The following is a 23,935-nucleotide window of genomic DNA, read 5'->3' as shown; positions in this document are numbered from 1 at the left end:
GATGGCAAAAATAACAACAAATAAATTTACGGGCTTGCTGCTACTATCGTTAACGAGTCTGTGCCTTTTAGGATGTTCACAAAAGGAGCTACCCACCCAAGCAACAACGCCTGCAACTGTTAGCCAAGCAGCTGTCGCTATGCCTGACAGCTACAGCGCAGACGTCGCTCGAGACATTTTACAAAAAGGTGGTAATGCGGTCGATGCAGCCATCGCGGCACAATTTGTATTAGCAGTTACCCTACCTGAAGCCGGTAATATAGGCGGTGGCGGTTTTATGCTGGTCTATAAAGATAAAAAAAGTGATTTTATCGATTATAGAGAGCAGGCTCCATTATCTGCACACAGAGACATGTATTTAGACGAAAACGGAGAGGTTATTCCTTATCAATCGGTAATTGGTATTTTGTCTTCTGGCGTGCCAGGGACTGTGGCAGGCATGTGGCTAGCCCATGAAAAACATGGCAGTTTAACTTGGAAAGAATTAGTGCAACCTGCAGTTACTTTGGCGCAGGAGGGCTTTGAGGTACACCCTAAACTAGCAAGTTCCATTGAAAGGCATATTGCCCGATTGGAAAAGCGAGGTTTTGACTTAAACTTCAAAGATTATTTTGAATCTGCAAAGGCCAACCAAATATTTAAACAAGCAGAATTGGCAGAAACCTTAAAACGTATTCGAGACCATGGACGTGATGGGTTTTATAAAGGCGAAACTGCGAAAATAATCAGTGATTTTATGCGTCAAGAAAAAGGATTAGTAACGGAACAAGATTTATTGTCCTATGACGCTAAGACGCGCCAACCCATTAATGCGCAATGGCGTGAATATCAGGTACTCACTTCGCCACCGCCTAGTTCTGGCGGTGTCGCTATTATTCAATGGCTGAAAATGTACGACCTTTTGACTCGGGACCAGCAAAAACTGACGCATAACTCCGCAGCTTATTTACATTTATTGTCGGAAATTGGAAAACGGGTGTTTGCTGATAGAGCAGAATACCTCGGCGATCCGGATTTTATCGACGTGCCCGTGACTAACTTAATTGCTGATGACTATTTATCGATGCGAAGTCAGTCAGTTATGCGAGATAAAATATCAGAAACTGAATCGATTACACCCGGATTAAAAGAAAGTGAAGAAACCACACATTTCTCAGTGATGGATAAGTGGGGCAACGCAGTGTCGAACACCACCACTATTAATCTGGGATACGGCAGCAGTGTGGTTGTTGAAGGAGCTGGATTTTTATTGAACGATGAAATGGACGATTTTAGCTCCAAACCAGGAGTCGCCAACGTGTTTGGGGCTGTGGGAGGCAAAGCCAACGAAATACAACCTAAGAAACGTATGTTGTCTTCAATGACGCCAAGCATGGTACTTAAAGATGGTAAAGTTGTGCTGGTAACAGGCTCCCCTGGCGGTACCACTATAATAAGCTCTGTATATTTGTCTATTTTAAATGCTTTAGAGTTTTCTATGGACGCAACAGATATAGTGAACAAACCCAGATTTCATCATCAATTATTGCCAAAAGATGTGATTCGTTACCACGATGGATTAGCCCCTGAAGTGATCAGTGAGCTAGAAAAAATGGGATATATCATGAGTAATCGACGTTTTGGGGATATGCATGTCGTATTAAATAAAGACGGTAAACTATCTGCGGCTTCTGAAGCCAATGGTCGCGGTAAATCAATAGTCTTTTAGCCTTAGAAGCGCTAGTTAGTTTTACGAAATTTTGCAATTACGCAAAATTTAGTTAGATTACACACTAATTGGCGTTTTTTTTAATTTTTGTTTTTTCGTTTTTTGTAAAGCATTGAAAGTATTGATAATAATTTTTGGCTTTAGATTTGCTCTAGATAGGTAAAGTACACTAAATAGTATCTATCAAACGGAGTCGGGTATGTCTAACAAGAAGTTATTTTGGATTATTTTTATTATTTTGTCTTGTTGCGAATTTGGGCAAATTGCTTATTCGAAAAGTTCGTCGGTTGCAATTAAACCTGTTCATTCTCACTCGGCAGAGTTGCAGTGCGATTTAAAAAAAGTAGCAGATGACTGTCAAGCAAGAGATGAAGCCTTAGCGAGCTACTCATTACCGCGTTGAGGAAGTTAAATAGCGTATCTGTTTTAAAATCGCTTTTTTTGTTATTTTTGCAATGAATTGAACTGGAAAAATACTGTGGTAACAATTAAGGTTACCGACTATGAAGTATATACAAAAATTCTCTTTCACCATTATTTCAAAAGCCTCGCTTGTGGGCTTAGTTTTTGCTACCTGTACACAAAGCGTTTTAGCAGATGAAGTAGACGAATTTATTCAAGATATTCAGGTTTCTTCCTATAACTGCCCTGGTGACGGACATATGCCACAGGTTGACCAGTATATTAAAAGATCGAACGTTTTACCTGAACAATTGATTAAATTAAAAGTCCATAAAGCGCAGTGGTTAATATGTGTTGGCAAGTATGATGAAGCCGAAAAAATGCTTCAAAATTTATTGTTAGATCCCATAATTAACAAGCATTCACAGAGTTATGCCAGTATCCATTACCAATTAGGGTATATTTTTGATGTGCAGGAAAGGCCTCGGAAATGTGATTATTATCGCCAATCAGAACAACTAGCTAAGGGAAAATTCAATGATATTCATTTAAGTTCTCAGCTAGGTCTTATTACGGTTTGTGATCAAGTTAAGCAAGATATAGGTATTAAACTAGGACGCTTATTTGCCTTACTTGAGTCTTATTCTGATGGTTCCGATTTAGCTTCTTTGGCACATATCCATAATAATATTGGCTTGCTGTATAGCTCTATTGGTCAACGGGCACTTGCCGCTGAGCAATATGCCAAAGCGTATGAAATTGGATTAAATGTATACGAAGAGAAAAACCAACTTGCCCCCTTGATTAGTCTAATCACAGCTTATACCGGTAGTGGTGATTATGAAAACGCTAACCTGATGATAGAAGAATTGGGTAGGCGCAACTTAAAAGTGAATACACCTTTAACTAATAGTTGGTATCATTTTGCTCAAAGTCGTCAAGCCTATCGCACTAACGATTTTGAAGCACTGCGCAAGAGCCTGCGTAGTTGGCAGGTGTTCCTAGAACAAATTTCTGACCAGACTATGGACAGGTTGCATCAGTGGTATGTTGCCGCGCTTTGTTTACATGATGAGGACAGAGCTTGCGTTAAGGAATTTTTACAAAAACAAAATGATGTTAACTTGGCGATGCCGGCTAGATTATCCAAACATATTTATTATACGGAATTCTTAGTTAAAGCTCATTTGTTTTTAGGGGATGTAGAAGCGGCGAAGGTTAGTTTTGATAATTACTCCGCTATCGCGCTGGAGAAAATAAAAAATCAACAAACATCAGCCCGAGTGCTTGGGGTGGCCAACTTACATAATGAAATTAGTGGACTGGAATCGAATCTAGCGAAAGCACAAGAGCAACGTTTGCAGATTATATTATTGGTGTTGGTGAGTGTTTTAGCCTTAACAGGTTTAGGCTATTTAACTGTAGGGCGGAGATATCTACGCAAGCTAGCCACTGATCCGCTGACTGGTTTCTCAAATGAACATTCAGTTATGGCTAAAGTAAAAAAGGTACAAGCACCTGTTGGTGACAACGTTAATGCAATGGCCTTAATAGATATGAGTAATTTTTCTGCTATTAATGCCGAGTATGGCTATAAATCAGGGGAGCAGGCCTTAAAACACGTTGCTGAATGTTTGCGGCAGGTAACCAGAGAAAAGGACATTGTTGGCCGAGTAGGAACTGAACAGTTCATTGTATGTTTAGTCAATCTAGAAAATGTTATTGCCGAGGAACTATTTTCAAGAGTTCAAAATGCCTTAACCGGTATAACAATTAAAGATGGCAATGGCGAAAACGTTGTGGTCGATACGAATATGCATGTTTATACTTCGGTAACGAGTCTAGCTGATGGCGACGAAGTACTAGCCGAAATTCGTAGCGTTTTGCGTAAGTCATAAGTTATTTTAATCTGCAATTTCCTTAAGTATATCAACCCAGAGCAATGAAAATTTTACTCCCCCTAAAATATTACGATGAAGCTGGCAGAATAAAACCAGCTGTCGCTCTATATGTTTGTATTGGGTTTTTATGCCGAAGTCTGCTGGTATTAATAGGTTCAGTTTCTGTGCGAGAAAATGGTGAGCAGTTATTAGCGTTGTTCTATTCAAATAAGCACTACCTTTATATCAGTCTAGCGATCGCCGTTCCGTCTTTTTTGACATTATTACTTTTGGGGTTTAGGGAAAAAATTTGGAAAGCGGACCGAAGTTGGTTGTTTTCATACATCAAGCCATTGTTAATCTTTTCAGTTCTAGCCGACTTAGGCCTACATATCATGCTCGCTATGGCCCACCATTGGCAGTTTTCGTGGGTCATTGCGGTAACGTTGATCTTAGATGTACTGTTTTTATATTTTTTAATTCGAGACAGGCACACACGGATGATGTTAACGGACTGGAAAGATAATCTATCTAAATCGTCAACAGCCAAATCTGCGATTTAAGTACAATGCGTAAAGTTACTGTAGATTGTTTGCTATGGCTTGGTCGTAATAACTTCTGACACTAATTTGACTATCGTTTACTAGTCTTTGATAACAAATTCCGGCAAACGCATAAGTGCTGCCAGCATAGTTCAGTACAACGTAAGGTGCATCAGGATCCGATTCGTCATAAGTCCAATTGCCACCGATTTTTTCACGAAAGATTTCACCAACGTAAGCTCCGTAGATATTACATATGGTAAACACTGCATTGGCCTCTAAAGCTTGATCTTTATAGCGCCCCAACCAGCTTAATATTACATCATCTACCAGATCGATACTTTCATCAGAACCATCCAAGGTGATGTTGAATTCTTCTTCAGTAGTGGTCACTGCATTTTGTGCGCTATCGATCATTAATTCTGTCAATTCTGCTGATGTCATCTGCATGTTTTTGCCTCACTGTGCTTTTTTGTAAGACTATTGTGTTGTTTATTCGCGAGTTTGTCGATTAGAAATATAATTTAGCTATGTTGGACCCAGATTTATTATTGGTCGAGTTTTATTGATGATCCCTCGGCTAGTCTTGTCGTATAAAAGGCTAACCATCAAATAAAGGTGTAGTTGTTTTTGAAATACTCGTTTGTTTTACCCCTAAGCGCACTCATTGCACTAACTGTATTATCTGCGTTAGTTAGTTATGAAGTGATACCTTCAGGCCTAGAATTGCTGCAGAGTGTAGAGTCGAGCTTTAAGGGATACTTTTATTTGCTTATTCTATTAATTATTTTATTGGAATCTATTGTCTACGTTGGGTTTTATTTTCCTGGACAATTTTTTGCAGTGGTACTGGTGGTGTTATCTAAACCGCAGCCACAGGATATACTTTTTTTAACCTTGACCATGGTTGTTGCGGCAACAATAGGCTCATGTGTTAACTACTATTTAGGCAAATCCTTCGGCGAGGTAAAAACTACACGTCCCAAATTAGCGTTGAAAAATTTGTTAGTAGCGATGATCCATATTAATTCACTGGCATTTTTTATGTTTACTCAAGGGGCTAACCAACAGTCACCCAAAGTGGTACTTTGGGCAGGGATTCTTAACTTACCTTACTATTTGTTGTTAATTTGGGGCACCTCAGTACTAAGCGAGCAAGTCATGCAAGTTGCAGAAAACACTTGGTTTTTAGCCATAGCTGTGGGCATATGGTTGGCCATAGCCTTATTTTGGGATTACAACAAGTGCAAATCAAAAGTTGACGCTACTGACTAGTACTATTGTGTTTATTAATTAACTTGTCTATTACTCTTGCTGACGCTACAAATCCAAATGTGGCGGTAACCGCCACCGCCGCTCCAAATCCATTATTGCAATCTAACTTAACACTACCATCTGTGAGTGTTTTGTTCATGCACACACTGCCATCAGCCTGTGGATAACGAAGTTGTTCAGTTGAAAATACACAATCAATACCAAAACGACGTTTGGGGTTAGTACTAAAGTGATAAAATCTACGTAATTCAGAACGTAATTTTTTTGCCAATGGATCTTGAATAGTTTTGCTTAAATCTGTCACTGTTACTTGAGTTGGGTCGACCTGTCCGCCAGCACCACCTATGGTAATTATCGGTATTTTATTGCGCTTGCAATAGGCTACCATAGCGGCCTTTGCTTTGATGCTATCGGTAGCGTCTACCACGTAGTCAAAGGAATGCTGAATTAATTCAGCAACATTGTCGGGGGTGACAAAATCTTCAACAACCGATACTTGGCAGGTTGGATTAATTTGCAAAATCCGTTTAGCCATTGCGTCTACCTTTGCTTCACCCACAGTCTCTTGAAGTGCATGGATTTGTCTGTTGGTGTTAGTGACACAAATGTCATCCAAATCAATCAAAGTAATACGCCCTAGCGCTGTTCTGGCTAAAGCTTCGGCGACCCATGATCCGACTCCGCCAATGCCAACTATGCAGACGTGTGATTGCTGTAAAATATCGGTACCTGATAAACCATATAGACGTTGGGTGCCGCCAAAACGTTGCTCAGATACTTGCTGCTGATCCATAAACTCACATTTTTAATACATTTCACTCAGAAGGGCATTATATCAGGGGAGCGGTAGATAACTCCAATGGAGTCTGGTAAGTTTTCGAAGGAACATAAATCAATAGTAAATAAAGTCGTCTTGTTTGCTGTTGGTGATTGAATATGCAGCCAAGCTTTAATACTATTTAGCGCTATACACTAACAACAACGTTGTTTTAAGAAATAAGAATAATCAAAAAGGAATGTGAAATGAAACCTGTTGTTTTAGCTGGTGGAAGTGGAAGTCGTTTATGGCCTAAATCAAGAGCGGCGTTACCTAAGCAGTTTTTGAGTTTGACAAGCGACATGACGATGTTGCAAGACACCATTGCAAGATTAGATGGTAGCAATTCGGAGCAACCTATCGTTATTTGTAATGATGCCCATCGATTCTTAGTCGCAGAGCAACTTCGACAACAAGATATTCAACACGGTGGCATTTTACTCGAACCTATGGGTCGTAATACTGCTCCGGCAATTGCGTTAGCGGCGTTACATGCGTCGTTAAATGGCGAAGACCCAATTTTACTTATTTTGGCGGCAGATCATTTAATAAACGATGCCCCTGAATTTCATAAAGCGATATCTCATGCAGAAGTACTCGCTCATCAGGGAAAATTAGTGACTTTTGGCATAGTGCCAGACTCAGCCCATACCGGATACGGTTACATAAAACGTGGTGAACAGATTGCTTCTGTAGACGTGGGCTTTGATGTAGCGAGTTTTGTTGAAAAACCAGATTTAGCCACGGCGCAGCAGTACGTTGATTCGGGGAAGTATTACTGGAATAGCGGCATGTTTATGTTTAAAGCCAGCCGATATCTTCAAGAGCTTGAAAAGTACGCGCCAGAAATGCTCGACATTTGTAAAAAGGCCATCGCCTCGGAGTCCACTGATTTAGAGTTTGTCAGAGTCGATGCCGATGTATTTGGTACTTGTCCTGATGATTCTATTGATTATGCAGTCATGGAAAAAACTGATGCAGCCTGTGTGGTTCCACTTGATGCCGGTTGGAGTGATGTAGGCAGTTGGTCTTCGTTATGGGAAACCGCGAAGCAAAAAGATATCAATAATAACGTTGTCATTGGTGACGCAATTCTTGATGGCGTAAACAATAGTTATATTAATTCGGAACAACGGCTTATTTCCGTTGTGGGCTTAGATGATGTTGTAGTGGTTGAAACTAAAGATGCTGTTTTAGTGGCACACAAAGATAAAGTGCAAGATATCAAAAACGTTGTTAATCAACTCAAAGCAGAACATCGTCCAGAGTGGGAATTCCATCGCGAAGTGTTTAGACCCTGGGGGAGTTATGACTCAATTGATAACGGTGAACGATTCCAAGTTAAGCGAATCACTGTAAAACCAGGTGAAAAACTCTCAGTGCAAATGCACCATCACAGAGCTGAGCATTGGATAGTCGTGTCAGGCACTGCAAAAGTTACAAATGGAGATCAAACCTTATTGTTATCCGAGAACCAATCAACATACATTCCTATTGGTGTTGTGCATGCATTGGAAAACCCCGGTCGTATACCGCTAGAACTCATCGAAGTGCAATCTGGCACCTATTTAGGTGAAGATGATATTGTGCGCTTTTCTGACCGCTATGGTCGTGTTGAAGCTAAATAGGCTTACTGATATTCATCGCTAGATAAGAGAATTTATGAAAATTACATGTTTTAAAGCGTATGACATACGCGGTAAATTGATTGAACAACTTGATGAGTCTATTGCCTACCGTATTGGGCGTGCTTTTGCACAATACATGCAAGCTAAAACGGTGGTAGTGGGGGGGGATGTGAGATTAACCTCTGAACCACTCAAGTTAGCCTTGTCTGCTGGTTTAATAGATGGTGGAGCCAAGGTAACCGATTTAGGTATGACAGGCACTGAAGAAATCTATTTTGCTACTAAATATCTCGGTGTTGATGGTGGAATTGAAGTGACTGCGAGTCACAACCCTATCGATTACAACGGTTTGAAATTAGTCAAAACTGACGCTAAACCAGTCAGTGGTGACACTGGTTTGTTTGCGATCCGTGATTTAGCGCAAACCTACACGACTGAAGATGTACAAGCTAGGCTAGAATTTTACTCAGAAGGTTTAGTAACTGAACAAGCGTTTTTGCAAGGAAAGGCGTCTGTTAAAACCAATAAATTGCAAGATTCTGGTCGATATAGCCAACTAAACAATATGCAGGCATATGTGGCCCACATGTTGTCGTATATCGAGACTGCTAACATCACACCTTTAAAGTTGGTAGTTAATGCGGGTAATGGTGCGGCAGGTGACGCGTTAGATGCGATTCAAGGTGCCCTAGAAGCCGCCGGTGCGCCCATTGAGTTTATAAAAGTACATCATCAACCCGATGGCTCTTTTCCAAATGGAATTCCTAACCCATTATTGCCTGAGAGTAGAGCGGATACCGCCAATGCGGTTATCGAAAATAACGCCAATATGGGCATTGCTTGGGACGGTGATTTTGACCGTTGTTTTCTATTTGACGAAAAAGGGGATTTTGTCGAAGGTTATTATATTGTTGGCCTTTTAGCCAAAGCCTTCTTAGACAAAAAACCAGGTTCAAAAATCATTTATGATCCAAGAGTTTACTGGAATACCGAAGATATCGTTCTATCAGCAGGCGGTGTACCCATAAAAAGTAAAACCGGGCATGCCTTTATCAAAGAGCGAATGCGCGCTGATGACGCGATATATGGCGGCGAAATGAGTGCTCACCATTATTTCCGAGACTTTGCCTATTGTGATTCAGGTATGATCCCATGGTTATTAGTGGCAGAGTTGTTATGCACCACACAAAAAGCATTATCACAGTTAGTCAAAGAACGAATTGAAGCCTTTCCTTCATCAGGTGAAATTAATCGAACATTGGCCGATCCCGATGTGGCTATTAAATCGGTATTAGAAAAGTACCAGTCTTCCGCGACATTAGTCGATTACACCGACGGAATTGGTTTAGAGTTTGGAACTTGGCGCTTTAACCTACGTAAATCAAACACAGAGCCTGTGGTTCGTTTAAATGTAGAATCTAGAGGTGACATTGCTTTAATGGAAGAAAAAACAACAGAGTTATTAGCGTTGTTGAAATAAAGGTTCGGTTGTGAATAAAAAAGGCCCAGATAAATAGCTGGGCCTTTGACTATTCATTGATAACTCAAGGTTATTTCACTTCTTCACCAGCTGCTTGCTTATCTGCGTGGTAACTAGAGCGTACCATGGGACCACATGCGGCATGTGTAAAGCCAAGATCTTTAGCAACTTCATCGAGTTCATTAAATTCGTCAGGATGTACATAACGTTTTAATGGGAAGTGATGTTTGCTGGGTTGTAAATATTGGCCTAGGGTTAACATCTCAACGTCGTGGCTGCGTAAATCTTTTAATACTTCTGCTATTTCGTGTTTATCTTCACCCATACCCATCATTAAGCCTGATTTAGTAGGAATGTCAGGATGCTGTTGTTTAAATTTTTTCAATAAATCTAAAGACCATTGATAGTTAGCACCTGGACGGCACTCTCTGTATAAACGTGGGATAGTCTCTAGATTGTGATTAAACACGTCTGGCGGCCCTTTTTTGAGTATTTCTAGGGCTCTGTCCATACGCCCTCTGAAATCGGGAACTAATACCTCAATTTTGGTAGCCGGACTATGTTCGCGAATAGCTGTTATGCAGTCTACAAAGTGTTGAGCGCCACCATCGCGTAAATCATCGCGGTCTACTGATGTAATCACTACATATTTTAATTTCATTTCAGCTATGGTTTTGGCTAATTTGACTGGTTCTTCTGCACTTGGGGGCAGTGGTTTGCCATGAGCGACATCACAAAAAGGACAGCGGCGGGTGCAGATATCACCCAAAATCATAAAGGTCGCGGTGCCATGATTAAAACATTCGGCTAAGTTCGGGCAACTGGCTTCTTCACAAACAGAATGTAAGTTATTTTTACGCAGAGTATTTTTGATATGATCAATTTTGTCAGTATTGCGTGGCAGTTTTATCTTAATCCACGCAGGTTTACGTAACATTTCTGCTTTTTCAGTCGGCACTATGGTGATTGGAATATGTTTAACTTTTTCGTCATCCCGAAGTTTCACTCCGGCTTGAGGGCGTGCGTTAGTCATTTAAGCCTTCTTTATGTTCTGTTTTTATTATGCCCAATAAGGCACATAAGTTTTCAATCAGTTTACTGCCCGCTACATCTATAGAATTAGGGCCGTTAAATTGTGCGCAATTTACCATTTCCAGACCCGCATAACCACATGGATTTATACGTTTAAATGGACTTAAGTCCATGTTGACGTTTAAGGCCAGTCCATGAAAAGAACAACCTTTGCGTATTCTTAAGCCAATTGAGCAAATTTTCTTACCGTCAACATAGACACCGGGTGCATCCGCTTTAGGATAAGCATTTATTGAGTATTCTTTTAGGGTGTTAACCACGCACTCTTCTAATACTGTTACTAAGTCCCTTACACCTAGTTTATTGCGTTTTAGATTCAGTAATACATACATCATCTGTTGTCCGGGACCATGGTAGGTGACTTGGCCGCCTCTATCAACTTTGACCACTGGAATATCACCGGGCATAAGTAAGTGTTCTTCTTTACCAGCTTGTCCTTGGGTGAAAACCGCTGGATGTTCCACTAGCCAAACTTCGTCGGCAGTGTTGATATCTCTGTTATTGGTGAAATCTTGCATCGCTTGCCAAATAGGCAGGTATGGCTGAAGGCCCAATTGCCTGATAACTAATTTAGCTGACATAATTGATGGCAAATGCTGTCTACAGTACCACTTTAACTAACTCTAACTTTGCAAGTTCAACATAAAGGGTTTCCATATGTTCTTTGCTAGTCACAGTTACACTTAGTGAAATTGAGTGATACGTTCCTTTTGAACTGGGTTTTACCTTAGGTGAATAGTCTCCAGGTGCATGGACTTGCAAGCAAGAAATTACGTCTTCAGGTAACCTTTCATGGGCCAGCCCCATTACTTTAAAGGTTTGCTGGCACGGGAAGTCCAGCAGTTCATCAAATTTAGTGTCCATATTTTTCTCGAAAATTTATAGATGGGCGAATTATTAACTATCGAAACCGAGTTGCAATTTGACAAAATCAACCATGCGGTCGATGAATCCACCTTCTTTTACTTCTTGTAATGCAACTAATGGGTATTCGGCGACGTCTTCACCTTCAATTTGCAAATACAATTTTCCGACAACTTCACCTTTGGAAATAGGGGCTTGAAGGTTTTTATCTAACTTAAAGTTAGCTTTCAAATTTTTGCTCTGGCCTCGAGGGATATTAATTGGGGTATCTTGTAAAATACCAAGGTCCACTGTTTCTTTGTCACCCATAAAGATACGATGAGATACAAAGCTATCACCCGCTTTGTAGGGCGTGATAGTTTCATAAAAACGGAAGCCGTATTTAAGTAACTTTTTGTTTTCAACTTTACGGGCTCTCTCGCTGTCTGTGCCCATTACGACAGAAATTAAACGCATGTCACCTTGGTAAGCAGAGGTTATCAAGCTATAGCCTGCATCTGAAGTATGGCCAGTTTTGATACCGTCAACGTTCAGGCTCTTATCCCATAATAAGCCATTACGGTTGTACTGTTTAATATCATTGAACGTAAATTCTTTTTCAGCGTAGATGGCGTACTCTTGTGGCACATCACGTATCAGTGCCGCAGACAATATTGCCATATCTCGTGGCGTGGTGTAGTGCTGAGCATCATGTAAACCATGGCTATTAACAAAATAGGTCTGTGTCATGCCGAGTTTAGTTGCATGCATATTCATCATGCTGGCAAAGGCTTCTTCGCTTCCAGCTATATGTTCAGCCATGGCTACGCACGCATCGTTGCCTGATTGCACAATGATGCCGCGATTAAGGTCGGCAACTGAGATTTTTTTGCCTACTTCGATAAACATTTTTGACGAATCAGGAAAGTTTTTAGCCCAAGCGTTCTCAGAAATAGTCACCATATCTGTTTCTTTGATATTGCCGTTGGCCAGTTCTACTCCTATTACATAGCTTGTCATCATTTTGGTTAAGCTTGCAGGCGGTATTTGAATGTCAGCGTTTTGTTCTGCAATAACATTACCGGTTTGGTAATCCATTAGTATGAAACCTTTGGCAGCGACACTTGGCGCAGGTGGGATTACCACAGCAGCAGAAACTGAAAAAGTGCATACACACAGGACTAAGCTGTTTATGAGAGAGCCGAAATACGTTTTTGGTTTAAGCATTAAACTACCGTTTGTGAAAATGTTATAAGAATAGATGTCGTAATTATGTCTTTTGAGACGTAATTTTGACCTTAAATTTTGCCCAGCAATATAGCACTTTGAGTGTTAAATTGCTGCCCAACAACTGATTAATCCTAATTAATATGGAAATTTTTGTCAGCTTCAAGGATGTGAGACTTAAATTTATACAAAAAGTTTAAGTTTATCTATGAAGTGGTTTCAATCGAAGTAAATTTTATAGGCGCCTGGGTAGTTATTGTTTTTAAGCATGTTTAGTAATTTATTGGCCTCATGCTCGTTAGATAGAGGCCCGAGGTGCAATTTATACATTCCTTTTTCGAATCTTGTTTGGTACGGATGTTCGTATTGAGTTGTTAAAGTTGCGGCTAACTTTTCTATCCGATCTTTATTCTGTAAGGCGGCAACCTGAATAAAGAGTTGTTGATCATTTTTTGACGGTTTTTTAATAATTGGGTTGCGACCTACAGTGATATTGCCTTCTTGGTCAACATGAATAACGTCAATTTTCACTTGTGCTACACCTGTGTTTAGCATGTCTAGTTTCAGCGCTGCAGCATAGGATAAATCTATTACTCGTCCTCTGTGAAAAGGTCCTCTGTCGTTAACTCTTACCACAACTTGTTTGCCATTTTCTAAGTTGGTAACTCTTACAAAAGAAGGTAAGGGGAGGGTTTTGTGCGCGCCTGACATCTGGTACATATCATAGGTTTCGCCGTTGGAAGTAAGGTGACCATGAAATTTTTGGCCATACCAACTGGCGCCACCTTTATCACTGAACCCTTTTCCTGTGGTCAGTGGCTGGTAACGAACCCCTCTAACGGTATACGGACGCATGTTAGCTTTTGCGTAAGACTCGTATTTAGCAACGGCATCCAGACTTGTTACTTTTTTGGGGATGACCTTCGGAGCTGAGTCTTGGTGTTGGAAATAACGCCCTTTGGGAGCGCATCCAATAACAGCGATAATCAATAAAACGTAACTCACACAACGAAGAAGGGTTCTCATGGCAATATTAATCGTCAATTCTAGCTATGGTTGCTGGATTGAAGCCTTCTTTAAGTTGTTGGCTAAATTGAAATACTGCCATGGCATATAATGGACTGTGGTTATATCGAGTAATGACATAAAAGTTAGGTAACCCAACCCAATATTCTTTACTATTGGGTTGTTCAAACGCAAATAATTTAACACTTTCATCTTTGTTCAAATTAGTCTCAGCTACCGAGACACCTGCCGCTTGCATTTGCGACCATTTATGAGAGTACTTTAAAGACTTTGATAATAACTTGGAATGTTGTGTTCCACTAACTTGTGCTTTGAAAGCGATATCAGAGTTGGCTTGCCAACGATGCTTTTTAAAATAGTTTGCGACGCTACCTATGGCGTCATCAGGATTATTTAATAGATCCCTTACTCCATCTCCGTCAAAATCTACTGCATAATGACGATAACTTGAAGAGATAAATTGACCCCATCCCATCGCCCCAGCATAAGACCCCTTGAGTTCAGTAATTTCAAAGTTTTCTTCTTTAGCAAGTAAAAATAATTGTTCTAGCTCGCTACGAAAAAATTTAGATCGAGGCGGATAATGAAACCCTAAAGTAACCAAAGCATCGAGAACAGAGTATTTGCCAATATAGGTTCCATAGAACGTTTCAACCCCAATGATGGCGACAATAATTTCTGCGGGTACGCCGCTTTCCCGCTCAGCGCGCGCTAATGTTTGTTGGTGAGTGTTCCAAAACTCCAAACCTTTTGCTAAACGTTTCTCTGTTAGAAATATAGGATAATATTTGTGCCAAGGCTTAGCTTCCCAAGGTTTAGCAATGGATTCTAAAATCCTTGGGTTTTTATTGGCTTTGGCTAACGTCGACTCAATTACATCGCGATTAAATTGATGTTTCTCAACCATTAAATCAACGAATTGCTGTTGTAATTCTGATGGTGTTGCATGTACAGCATTGCCCGTTAGAAAAAGGCTTAATAACAATACAGCTCTAAATAAATGCATGGTTTCTCCTTATAGGTTAAGTGTTTTACTTAACTAAAATACTTAGGGACTTCAAACCCTGATTATTCTCGCGACATGATTCTTTTTTGAGTACTAATGGCCATCAAAATACCAAAACCCGCTAACAGGGTTACCATAGACGTACCGCCGTAACTCACCAAAGGTAAAGGCACACCTACCACAGGTAAAATACCAGAAACCATGCCCATATTAACAAAAACATAGACAAAAAATGTGAGGGTGATACTACCCGCTAGGATCTTACTAAAGGCATCTTGAGCCTTAACGGCTATTAACATGCCACGAATCACGATAAAGGCATAAATTGCTAGTAGTGCAACGACGCCCCAAAAACCAAATTCTTCGCTGAACACAGCAAAAATGAAATCGGTATGGCGCTCTGGTAAAAATTCTAGTTGTGATTGTGTGCCTTGCAGCCAGCCTTTTCCTTGGGCGCCACCTGAACCAATGGCTATTTGAGACTGAATAATATGATAACCCGAACCTAGAGGATCAGATTCTGGATTGAGAAAAGTTAAGACTCTTTGTTTTTGATAATCCTTCATCAAAAAGATCCACATGATAGGTGTGAAAGCAGAAGTAGCAATTGCAACAAAAGAGATAAAGCGCCAACTCATACCTGCCAAAAACAAGGCAAATACACCAGAACTTGCTATCAATAGCGAGGTGCCTAAATCTGGTTGGCGAGCAATTAGTAGCGTCGGAATGCCTACTAAAACAAAGCCAATTAGGATATGCCAAGTTTTGGGCGGTAAATTAAAGCGGCTGATATACCAAGCCACCATCATAGGTACCGCTAGTTTCATTATTTCGGAAGGTTGAAAGCGAAATACCCCTAAATCTAACCAACGCTGAGCCCCTTTACTAGATACCCCAATGACCAAAACGGCAATTAACATACCCACCCCAATGACATAAAAATACACGGACAGTTTTTGATAGGTCATGATAGGAATTTGCGCCACAATTAACATCACACCTAAAGCCACAGCAAGGCGTGTTAACTGCCTTTGAATTAGACCTAAATCTTGGCCGCCAGCAGAGTAAATAGTCACCAGTCCTACCACCATCAGCACTAAAAGCCCCAATAATAGTAATACATCGCAATGTATTCTGTCCCAAAACGAACGGCTGTTTGGAGCGAGCTTGGTCCTAAGCATCAATGTTGCACCTCTGCTTGTGTTGACTCTGCGCTTTCTGTTTCTTGCCCTAAATGCTCTATTACTTGATGTTCTGGAAATATTTGATCTCTGAAAAAATTATCCATCATTTTACGCGCGATCGGAGCCGCTTCAGCGCCGCCGTGGCCTGCATTTTCTAACACTACAGTGACTGCAATCTGTGGTGCGTCGTAGGGTGCGTATCCCACATACATCGCATTATCTCGATTTTTCTTAGAGAGTTTTTCGGCGTCATATTTTTCATCTTGTGCGATAGTAACCAATTGCGCTGTACCTGTTTTTCCTGCTGATATGTAATGAGCACCTCTAAATGCTTTGCGCGCTGAGCCTTTTCGGTTAACTGTTCCGTACATCGCATCTAATACGACATCCCAGTTGTGTTCGTCCTTAATCGCAATGGGTCGCCTTTCTCTTATTCCTTGCAATATGACTTCATCGTTTTGCATATTTCCGCGTATAATCTGTGGGATTATACGTTTGCCTTTATTGACCAAAGTCACTATCGCTTGGGCAAGTTGTACCGGTGTAGCAGTCCAATAGCTTTGCCCAATTCCTATATTGATAGTATCACCAATGTACCAAGGGCGATTAAACAAGGCTTTTACTATGCCTCTACTTGGCATGATGCCATCCGCTTCTTCATGTAAATCAATGCCTGTGTAATCACCAAAACCAAACTCGTTCATACTTTCACTGATGCGGTCTATGCCCAATTTATAAGCCATATCATAGAAGTAGATATCACAGGACACTTCAATCGCTTTGGTTACATCCACCCACCCATGCCCCCATGGGTTATGGTCACGCCAGATTCGCTCAACATTTTTCAACTGGTATTTACCTACATCATAAATACGACTTTCTGGTGTAATAACTTTTTCTTCGAGCCCCGCTAATGCTAATAACGGTTTAACAGTTGACGCTGGGGGATATTGCCCTTGGGTAGCACGATTAAATAATGGTCGGTCAGTGGTGAGTAATTTTTTATAATTTTTACTACTGATCCCATGCACAAAAAGGTTAGGGTCGTAGCTTGGACTACTATATAAAGCTAACACGCCTCCATCTTTGGGGTCGATTGCAACGACGGTGCCTTTTTTGCCATCAAAGGCTTTTTCGGCTTCCAATTGCAAATTCATATCAATGTTTAAAACGATATCTTGACCGGGTGTAGGAGGGTTGAAGTTCAAAGTCCGAATTACTCTACCCTGATTATTGACTTCCACTTCTTGAAATCCCACTTCTCCGTGAAGTATTTCTTCGTGATATTTTTCTATGCCACGTTTGCCGATGTCGTAGGTGGCCGCATAGTTGGCTTCAAATCCCGCTTCACTGAGTTTTTGTAGGTCTTTTTTATTAATTTTGGCAACATATCCTAATACATGGGTAAGCGCACTGCCATAGGGGTAGTATCGCGCTAATCTAGCTTCGACAGATACGCCAGGGTAATTATGTTGTTTTGCTGAAAATAGCGCCACTTCTTTGGGGGTTAAGCGATTAATTAAATTAACTGGTTTGAAACGTCTATTACCTTTTAAATCTTTATAAAAGTCACTGATATCCTCGTCATCGATTTCTAATAAATTACTGAGTGCCTGAATAGTGACCTCTAAATCTTCAATTTCTTCTGGGATAATTTGTAAACTGAAGACCGGACGGTTTTCTGCCAATAAAATGCCATTTCTATCGTAGATTAATCCGCGGTTTGGCGCCACGGGTAACACTTTTATGCGATTTCCGTTTGCCCGAGTTTGATAGTCTTCAAAGCGACTGACTTGCAAGTAATACAAATTTGTCAACACCATCGCAATCATTACAAATACCACTAAGAGACCAATAAAGGTGCGCCTTGCAAAAAGGTTGGCTTCCGCTGAATGGTCTTTTATGAGGATACGCGGATTAGGCAATGTTATTCTCTATGGTAAGGGTGGTTATTATTAATTGACCAAGCTCGATACAGACTTTCTGCAACAATGATACGTACCAAGGGGTGCGGTAGGGTAAGACTCGACAACGACCACTTTTGTTCCGCAATTCTTATACATTCTGGAGCCAATCCTTCTGGCCCGCCAATTAATAAGCTGACATCTCTACCGTCCATTTGCCAGCTTTCCATGGTTTTTGCGAGTTTTGGGGTGTCCCAAGGAGCACCTGTTACTTCTAAAGTGACGACTCTATTACCCCTAGGAATAGCTGCAAGAGTCAACTCACCTTCTTTTTGCAAGATACGTTTAATATCAGCATTTTTGCCTCGTTTTCCCGCGGCGATTTCGGTTAGTTGCAAAGGCATATCCGCAGGAAAACGTCTGCAATATTCTGAAAACCCTTGTTCAATCCATTTAGGCATTTTCATGCCCACTGCAATCATTTGTATACGCACAGACTTAGGCCCAGAGTTTTTCCAACTGATAGAAGTCTCGCGCTTCGTCTTGCATGACATGCAAAACCACATCACCTAGGTCCACTAACACCCAATCGCCAGTCTCCCGGCCTTCAATACTCAAAGGTGCGTTGCCCGCTTGTTTGGCTTCAACTACCACATTTTCGGCAATCGAAATAACATGACGTTTAGAGTTACCTGAGCAAATGATCATAGTTTCGGTAACTGAGGATTTTTCTGCGACATCAATATCGATGATGTCGCGGCCTTTTAAGTCTTCGACTTTTTCTATTACGAACGCTTTTAATTGTTGGTGATCCAAAGGTTTTCCTTTTGGTTGAATTTTATACAGTATGAGTTTGCCATAGTTTAACAGAAATCAGTATGTGGCTGATAGAGCTTATGGCGCTGAATGTAATCTAATATTTTAGAGGGTAAAAGTTTGTCAACTGGTTGATTATTAAAGATTTGTTCTCTTATTTTTGTAGATGACACTGTTAAAGTTTGGGTATTGGCAAGGTAAATATATCCCGCGAGACTATTATGCAACGCAAACGGATCGGTTACCTGTCTCTTTTTTAACAGTGTTTGTAGCTCGTCTGAATAGGTATTCTGAGCGTTTAAGGTTTCTCCGACGCGACTACATACTACAAAATGACAGAGCGAAAATAGTTTTTCCCAGTTGTGCCAAGTAAACAAGTTTTGCAACGAATCTGTGCCTATGAAAAAACACAGTGGAGTATTAGGCATCGATTGACGTATTTCTGTTAAGGAGTCGACGCTAAATGTGGGTTTGCCACGATTAATATCTCGTGAGTCAGCATAAAAAAGAGGGTACTGGCCGCAAATTAATTCCACCATCTTAAGCCTATCTTCGCTACTAGCAGTGGCAGGATCTTTATGACTGGGAATATAACACGGCATTAAGGCAATCTTTGTAATATTGGTCTTTTCTGCTGCCTCTAGTACAGGAAATATATGCCCATTGTGAATGGGATCAAATGTACCGCCAAAAATACCTAAAGGAGGAGTAAGTTTCATGAAAACGTTAGTCTAAAGAGCCATAATCTAGAGGTAAGTTATGTAACGAGCATGGGACAAATAACAAGCATAAATGGCATAGCTCCACATAAGGACGAACTATTTGAGATTGTTTAATTGCGTTATCAAACTCGGTTAATTTTTGTTGTAGCGCTTGCATATGCTCTAAGGATAACCGTTGTAAAGCTGAGTGATAAAAAGGTTGCCTATTTTTCCAAATACGATGTTGATTCCAATTGATCGTTTTACCTTGTTGGCGCTCGAATAATAAAGATTGCAGAGTTTGCCACTCACGCGTTAATGCCCACACAATAATATTAGGCTCTACGCCTTCGCTTTCCAAACGATAAAGCATTTTGATTGCCTTTTGCGCTTCTCCTGCGAGCAAAACGTCGATTAAATGAAACACAGTGAACCTAGATTGATCGACTACCGCTTCTTCAACTTGTTCTAAGCTTGGGTTGCCTTGTGGGTAGAGCAATATCAATTTTTGAATTTCTTGCTTGGCAGCAAGTAAGTTACCTTCACAATAGTCCACTAACAATTGTGAAATATGTTGTGATGGCTGCATGCCTGATTGTCGCATTTGGTTATTTAACCATTGATACAGGGCATTGCCTTCTAGTGGGTAACAAGGTACATAAATCCCTTGTTTATCCACCGCTTTAAACCATTTTGTGTTTTGTACATCTTTGCCAATCTTGCCCCCGTGTATCACTATCAATACATCGGGATTAACGTTTTGTGCGATGGCTGCTAAAACTTTACTTCCTTCTGCTCCAGGTTTTCCGGTGGGTAACTCAAGCTCGATAAGCTGCTTGCTTGAGAACAACGATAAGGTTTGTGTGGCTTCAATTAGGGTATCCCAGCTAAATTGAGCGTCGACTACTAAAGATTGGCGTTCATCAAATCCTTGGGCAAGCGCAGCAACTCTAATGATTTCTATACATTCAAGTTTTTGTTGAGGCTCATCACCAAAAATTAGATAAAAGGGTTTTAGTTGCGCAGACGCGTCAACACTAAATCGGTTTGGATAAACCTGCATTAGCCACCTTTTGTTTGTCGCCAGCTACTATGAGAACTGGCTATTTGACGAATAATACGATTGGCGGCTTCTTGACGCATTTCGTTTTGAATTAGGTCCAATTCACGAGACTTTGCTAATACAGCATCAGGGTCGTCTTGATATTCTCGGGTGACATCGAACTCCATTTCTTGAGGGTCTTCAGAGGGAAATTGGACTTGGTATTTTATGGTGTACACCAATTCGTATTCTGCCACTTGGCCCGTCGAAAATAACGACAATAAACGTCTCTCAAGTTTATCTGAGGTTAGATAAACAATCGCATCTATTTCTGATTCGAGTTGAGCACCACTGGCGGTGTTATCCAAAACGTCGATTTTGTAACCTTGTAGTTGCTTCCATAACACTCGGTAAAGAGGGGTGTTTTTTTGCAAGGCCAATAATTGCAGTTGTTCGATTCCAACCGGAAGACCATAGTCACCACGTAACTTAAATCCACATCCTGCTATTGTCATAACAATAGCAAGGACGCAGATTTTTAAGCCTATGGTTTTGAACACCTTAATTGGCCACTATGTTGAGTAATTTACCCGCTATATAAATAACTTTGCGGATAGTTTTGCCTTCTATATGTTGCTGCACATTTTGTTCAGCTAAGCCTAAGCTTTCAACTTGCTCTTTTGTTGCGTCTGCAGCAACTGTAATTTTGGCTCTGACTTTACCGTTTACTTGCACAACAACCAGTTTTTCATCCTCAACCATAGCTTCAGCTTCAGCCACTGGCCAAGGTGCAGTTTCAACTTCATTCCTATGACCTAAATCTTTCCACATCACATGACAAATGTGCGGAGCGATAGGCGCAAGTAATAAAACCATGGCATTTATACCTTCACGCATCACCGCTAAATCTTGCTCAGATGTTTTATCTGCTTTCTGTAAGTGGTTAAGTAATTCCATCGTGGCAGCAACAGCGGTGTTAAATGTTTGACGACGACCAATATCATCACTGACTTTTTCAATGGTTTTGTGAATTAAGCGTCTAAGATTTTTTTGCTGACTAGATAAATTAGCCTTATTGATAGTTGCAATTTCACCGGCTTCGATATGCTCTTGTACTAGCGTCCAAAGGCGTTTTACAAACCTATGGGCACCTTCAACTCCAGAGTCTATCCATTCCAACGTTTGTTCTGGAGGAGCGGCAAACATAGTAAATACGCGGATGGTGTCTGCACCGTATAAATCAATAACTTGCTGCGGATCTATGCCATTATTTTTAGATTTTGACATTTTGATCATGCCGTGATGAATCACATCTTGTCCGTCTGATTTCAGTACCGATTTGATAATCCGACCTTTATCATCTTTTTCACTGACTACATCTGCAGGGGAATACCAGACTTTTTTGCCTGCTTCGTCTTCACGGTAAAATGAGTCGGCTAACACCATTCCTTGACACAATAAACGCTTGTATGGTTCATCAGACTGCACTAAACCTTCATCACGCATCAATTTGTGGAAAAACCGCGAATATAATAAATGTAAAATTGCATGTTCAATTCCACCAACATATTGGTCGACAGGTAACCAGTAATTAGCTTGTTGAGGATCTAGCATGGTTTGATCATTTTGAGCACTGCAATAACGAGCGTAATACCAAGATGACTCCATAAAGGTATCAAAGGTATCGGTTTCCCGTAATGCTGGTTGCCCTTCAAATTCGGTTTTTGCCCACTCTGGATCTGCCTTGATGGGAGAAATAACGCCGTTCATATGCACGTCTTCTGGCAACTCCACCGGTAATTGGTCACTAGGTACCGGAACTGAATCACCATTCTCTAGATTTAACATCGGGATTGGGCTGCCCCAATAACGTTGTCGAGAAACGCCCCAGTCTCTCAGGCGATAATTGATTTTCTTTTTACCTTTACCTTGTTCACTGAGTGATTCGGCAATTTTTTCAAACGCCTGAGCTGAATTCAGACCATTAAATTCGCCAGAATTAATCAGTATGCCCTTTTCAGTATAGGCTGCTTTTGAGAGATCACATTCGATAGTACTTTGTGCGTCACCTTGGATAACTTGTTTTATTTCAAGGCCATATTTAGTCGCAAATTCCCAATCACGTTGGTCATGACCCGGTACCGCCATTACTGCGCCTGAGCCGTATCCCATAAGCACAAAGTTCGCTACCCAAACTGGTACTTTGTCACCCGTTAGTGGGTGAACCGCGTAATAACCCGTTGCACAGCCTTTTTTCTCCATGGTGGCCATGTCAGCTTCTGCTACTTTCGTGGTTTTACATTCTTCGATAAATTCAGCTAATTCAGTGTTTGATTTGGCTGCTTCTAAGGCTATGGGATGTTGTGCCGCAACCGCTACATAGGTCACACCTAATAATGTGTCGGGCCTGGTGGTATACACGTCAAAATTTGCTTGTTGTGCAACAGGATTCTCAAGTTCAAAGGTTATTTCTACGCCTTCTGAACGGCCAATCCAGTTTTTTTGCATGGCGCGGACTTGTTCTGGCCATTCTTCTAATTGTTCTAAATCGTTAACCAATTCTTCTGCATAGTCGGTGATTTTTACAAACCACTGCGGAATTTCTTTTTGCTCAACTAATGCGCCAGAGCGCCATCCACGTCCATCAATTACCTGTTCGTTAGCAAGAACCGTGTGGTCTACAGGATCCCAGTTTACGGTCGCATTTTTTTTATACACTAATCCTTTTTCGAACAAACGTGTAAAAAACCATTGCTCCCAGCGATAATATTCTTTTTTACACGTGGCGATTTCGCGATCCCAGTCGTAACCAAATCCCAAGGTTTTTAATTGGGTTTTCATATACTCAATATTTGAGTAGGTCCACTTAGCGGGTGCCGTGTTATTGTTGATAGCAGCGTTTTCGGCTGGAAGGCCAAACGCATCCCAACCCATTGGTTGTAACACATTTTTACCTAACATCCGCTGATAACGGCTAATCACATCACCTATGGTGTAATTGCGTACATGGCCCATGTGTAAACGGCCACTAGGGTAAGGAAACATAGAAAGACAATAAAATTTTTCTTTATTAGGGTCTTCTTGCGCTTTAAAAGTTTGTTGGGTTTCCCAATAGGCTTGAACCTCTTTTTCTATTTCTTGAGGTTGATACTGTTTTTCGGCCATTAACAAAGATTTCCGTGACTAGAGGGATAAGGTCAAAATAACCTTACACAATGATATAAAATTTAGCTTGTTAGAATACCTTAGCGTATCCCATGCTAACAATAGTAAATGCGTGATTTATGGAGCTTATTCAAAATTTTTTTGATGTATGAAGTCATTTATATTTATATGAGCAAAAAATAGGCGATTACAACCTT

At 40.7% G+C, this 23,935-nt stretch carries 23 protein-coding genes; 7 read left to right on the top strand and 16 right to left on the bottom strand.

The annotated features are described in order from the left end of the window. Position 1: 1 nt before the first annotated feature. From ggt to ABJK37_RS24175, 4 genes are all read left to right on the top strand, one after another. A complete protein-coding gene (gene ggt, locus ABJK37_RS24190; protein ID WP_348359208.1) occupies positions 2-1,708 on the top strand; it encodes a gamma-glutamyltransferase in 1,707 nt (568 codons plus the stop codon). 199 nt (positions 1,709-1,907) lie between these two features. Beyond that, positions 1,908-2,111 (top strand): hypothetical protein, encoded by a 204-nt coding sequence (locus ABJK37_RS24185; RefSeq protein ID WP_348359205.1) that lies wholly within the window; start codon positions 1,908-1,910, stop codon positions 2,109-2,111. A 100-nt stretch (positions 2,112-2,211) separates the two neighbouring features. Further along, positions 2,212-4,008, top strand: coding sequence for a GGDEF domain-containing protein (locus ABJK37_RS24180; RefSeq protein WP_348359202.1), 1,797 nt, complete (start codon positions 2,212-2,214; stop codon positions 4,006-4,008). Between the two features lie 44 nt (positions 4,009-4,052). Next, entirely contained in the window at positions 4,053-4,553 is a 501-nt protein-coding gene (locus ABJK37_RS24175; RefSeq protein ID WP_348359199.1) for a DUF2919 domain-containing protein, read from the top strand. A 15-nt stretch (positions 4,554-4,568) separates the two neighbouring features. Here ABJK37_RS24175 and ABJK37_RS24170 read toward each other — a convergent pair whose 3' ends face one another. Continuing rightward, the gene (locus tag ABJK37_RS24170) at positions 4,569-4,982 is read right to left on the bottom strand and encodes a hypothetical protein (protein WP_348359196.1); all 414 of its coding nucleotides are present in this window, start codon (positions 4,980-4,982) and stop codon (positions 4,569-4,571) included. A gap of 180 nt (positions 4,983-5,162) precedes the next feature. On the opposite strand from ABJK37_RS24170, the gene ABJK37_RS24165 reads away from it, so the two are divergent. Next, positions 5,163-5,807, top strand: a complete 645-nt coding sequence (locus ABJK37_RS24165; RefSeq protein WP_348359193.1) for a hypothetical protein — start codon at positions 5,163-5,165, stop codon at positions 5,805-5,807. On the opposite strand, the gene tcdA is transcribed toward ABJK37_RS24165, so the two are convergent. Continuing rightward, positions 5,797-6,600 carry a tRNA cyclic N6-threonylcarbamoyladenosine(37) synthase TcdA gene (tcdA, locus tag ABJK37_RS24160; RefSeq protein ID WP_348359190.1) on the bottom strand — a complete coding sequence of 268 codons (804 nt, stop codon included), beginning with the start codon at positions 6,598-6,600 and terminating at the stop codon, positions 5,797-5,799. The two genes, ABJK37_RS24165 and tcdA, sit on opposite strands and share 11 nt — an antisense overlap. Positions 6,601-6,830: 230 nt before the next feature. Here tcdA and ABJK37_RS24155 point away from each other — a divergent pair, with 230 nt between their 5' ends. Next, positions 6,831-8,252, top strand: coding sequence for a mannose-1-phosphate guanylyltransferase/mannose-6-phosphate isomerase (locus ABJK37_RS24155; RefSeq protein ID WP_348359187.1), 1,422 nt, complete (start codon positions 6,831-6,833; stop codon positions 8,250-8,252). Between the two features lie 34 nt (positions 8,253-8,286). Then, positions 8,287-9,732, top strand: coding sequence for a phosphomannomutase CpsG (locus ABJK37_RS24150; RefSeq protein ID WP_348359184.1), 1,446 nt, complete (start codon positions 8,287-8,289; stop codon positions 9,730-9,732). Between the two features lie 70 nt (positions 9,733-9,802). Here ABJK37_RS24150 and lipA read toward each other — a convergent pair whose 3' ends face one another. The 14 genes from lipA to leuS form a co-directional block, all read right to left on the bottom strand. After that, positions 9,803-10,765, bottom strand: a complete 963-nt coding sequence (gene lipA / locus ABJK37_RS24145; RefSeq protein ID WP_348359181.1) for a lipoyl synthase — start codon at positions 10,763-10,765, stop codon at positions 9,803-9,805. Beyond that, positions 10,758-11,405, bottom strand: coding sequence for a lipoyl(octanoyl) transferase LipB (gene lipB / locus ABJK37_RS24140; protein ID WP_348359178.1), 648 nt, complete (start codon positions 11,403-11,405; stop codon positions 10,758-10,760). Before lipB ends, lipA begins: the two co-directional genes overlap by 8 nt. Positions 11,406-11,424: 19 nt before the next feature. Then, complete coding sequence (gene ybeD / locus ABJK37_RS24135) at positions 11,425-11,688, bottom strand: DUF493 family protein YbeD (protein ID WP_215928495.1); 264 nt, start codon at positions 11,686-11,688, stop codon at positions 11,425-11,427. A 33-nt stretch (positions 11,689-11,721) separates the two neighbouring features. Then, the gene (locus ABJK37_RS24130; protein ID WP_348359173.1) at positions 11,722-12,894 is read right to left on the bottom strand and encodes a serine hydrolase; all 1,173 of its coding nucleotides are present in this window, start codon (positions 12,892-12,894) and stop codon (positions 11,722-11,724) included. A 219-nt stretch (positions 12,895-13,113) separates the two neighbouring features. Further along, the gene (locus ABJK37_RS24125) at positions 13,114-13,920 is read right to left on the bottom strand and encodes a septal ring lytic transglycosylase RlpA family protein (RefSeq protein ID WP_348359170.1); all 807 of its coding nucleotides are present in this window, start codon (positions 13,918-13,920) and stop codon (positions 13,114-13,116) included. A gap of 7 nt (positions 13,921-13,927) precedes the next feature. After that, positions 13,928-14,926 carry a lytic murein transglycosylase B gene (gene mltB / locus ABJK37_RS24120; RefSeq protein ID WP_348359167.1) on the bottom strand — a complete coding sequence of 333 codons (999 nt, stop codon included), beginning with the start codon at positions 14,924-14,926 and terminating at the stop codon, positions 13,928-13,930. 62 nt (positions 14,927-14,988) lie between these two features. Further along, positions 14,989-16,107, bottom strand: a complete 1,119-nt coding sequence (gene rodA / locus ABJK37_RS24115; RefSeq protein WP_348359164.1) for a rod shape-determining protein RodA — start codon at positions 16,105-16,107, stop codon at positions 14,989-14,991. After that, a complete protein-coding gene (mrdA, locus tag ABJK37_RS24110) occupies positions 16,107-18,035 on the bottom strand; it encodes a penicillin-binding protein 2 (RefSeq protein WP_348359161.1) in 1,929 nt (642 codons plus the stop codon). Before mrdA ends, rodA begins: the two co-directional genes overlap by 1 nt. Positions 18,036-18,037: 2 nt before the next feature. Then, a complete protein-coding gene (rlmH, locus tag ABJK37_RS24105) occupies positions 18,038-18,508 on the bottom strand; it encodes a 23S rRNA (pseudouridine(1915)-N(3))-methyltransferase RlmH (protein ID WP_348359305.1) in 471 nt (156 codons plus the stop codon). A 4-nt stretch (positions 18,509-18,512) separates the two neighbouring features. Further along, positions 18,513-18,830, bottom strand: a complete 318-nt coding sequence (rsfS, locus tag ABJK37_RS24100) for a ribosome silencing factor (protein ID WP_348359158.1) — start codon at positions 18,828-18,830, stop codon at positions 18,513-18,515. 47 nt (positions 18,831-18,877) lie between these two features. Continuing rightward, on the bottom strand, positions 18,878-19,549 hold the full coding sequence (gene nadD, locus ABJK37_RS24095) for a nicotinate-nucleotide adenylyltransferase (protein WP_348359155.1): 672 nt from the start codon (positions 19,547-19,549) through the stop codon (positions 18,878-18,880). Positions 19,550-19,556: 7 nt separating this feature from the next. Next, on the bottom strand, positions 19,557-20,594 hold the full coding sequence (holA, locus tag ABJK37_RS24090; protein WP_348359152.1) for a DNA polymerase III subunit delta: 1,038 nt from the start codon (positions 20,592-20,594) through the stop codon (positions 19,557-19,559). Further along, complete coding sequence (gene lptE / locus ABJK37_RS24085; protein ID WP_348359149.1) at positions 20,594-21,088, bottom strand: LPS assembly lipoprotein LptE; 495 nt, start codon at positions 21,086-21,088, stop codon at positions 20,594-20,596. Before lptE ends, holA begins: the two co-directional genes overlap by 1 nt. 46 nt (positions 21,089-21,134) lie before the next feature. Next, a complete protein-coding gene (leuS, locus tag ABJK37_RS24080) occupies positions 21,135-23,738 on the bottom strand; it encodes a leucine--tRNA ligase (protein WP_348359146.1) in 2,604 nt (867 codons plus the stop codon). Positions 23,739-23,935 lie beyond the last annotated feature (197 nt).

Source organism: Paraglaciecola sp. (assembly GCF_039964565.1).
Taxonomy (GTDB): domain Bacteria; phylum Pseudomonadota; class Gammaproteobacteria; order Enterobacterales; family Alteromonadaceae; genus Paraglaciecola.
Note: the sequence above shows the minus strand (reverse complement) of the source record. Positions and strands in the feature narration are given on the sequence as shown.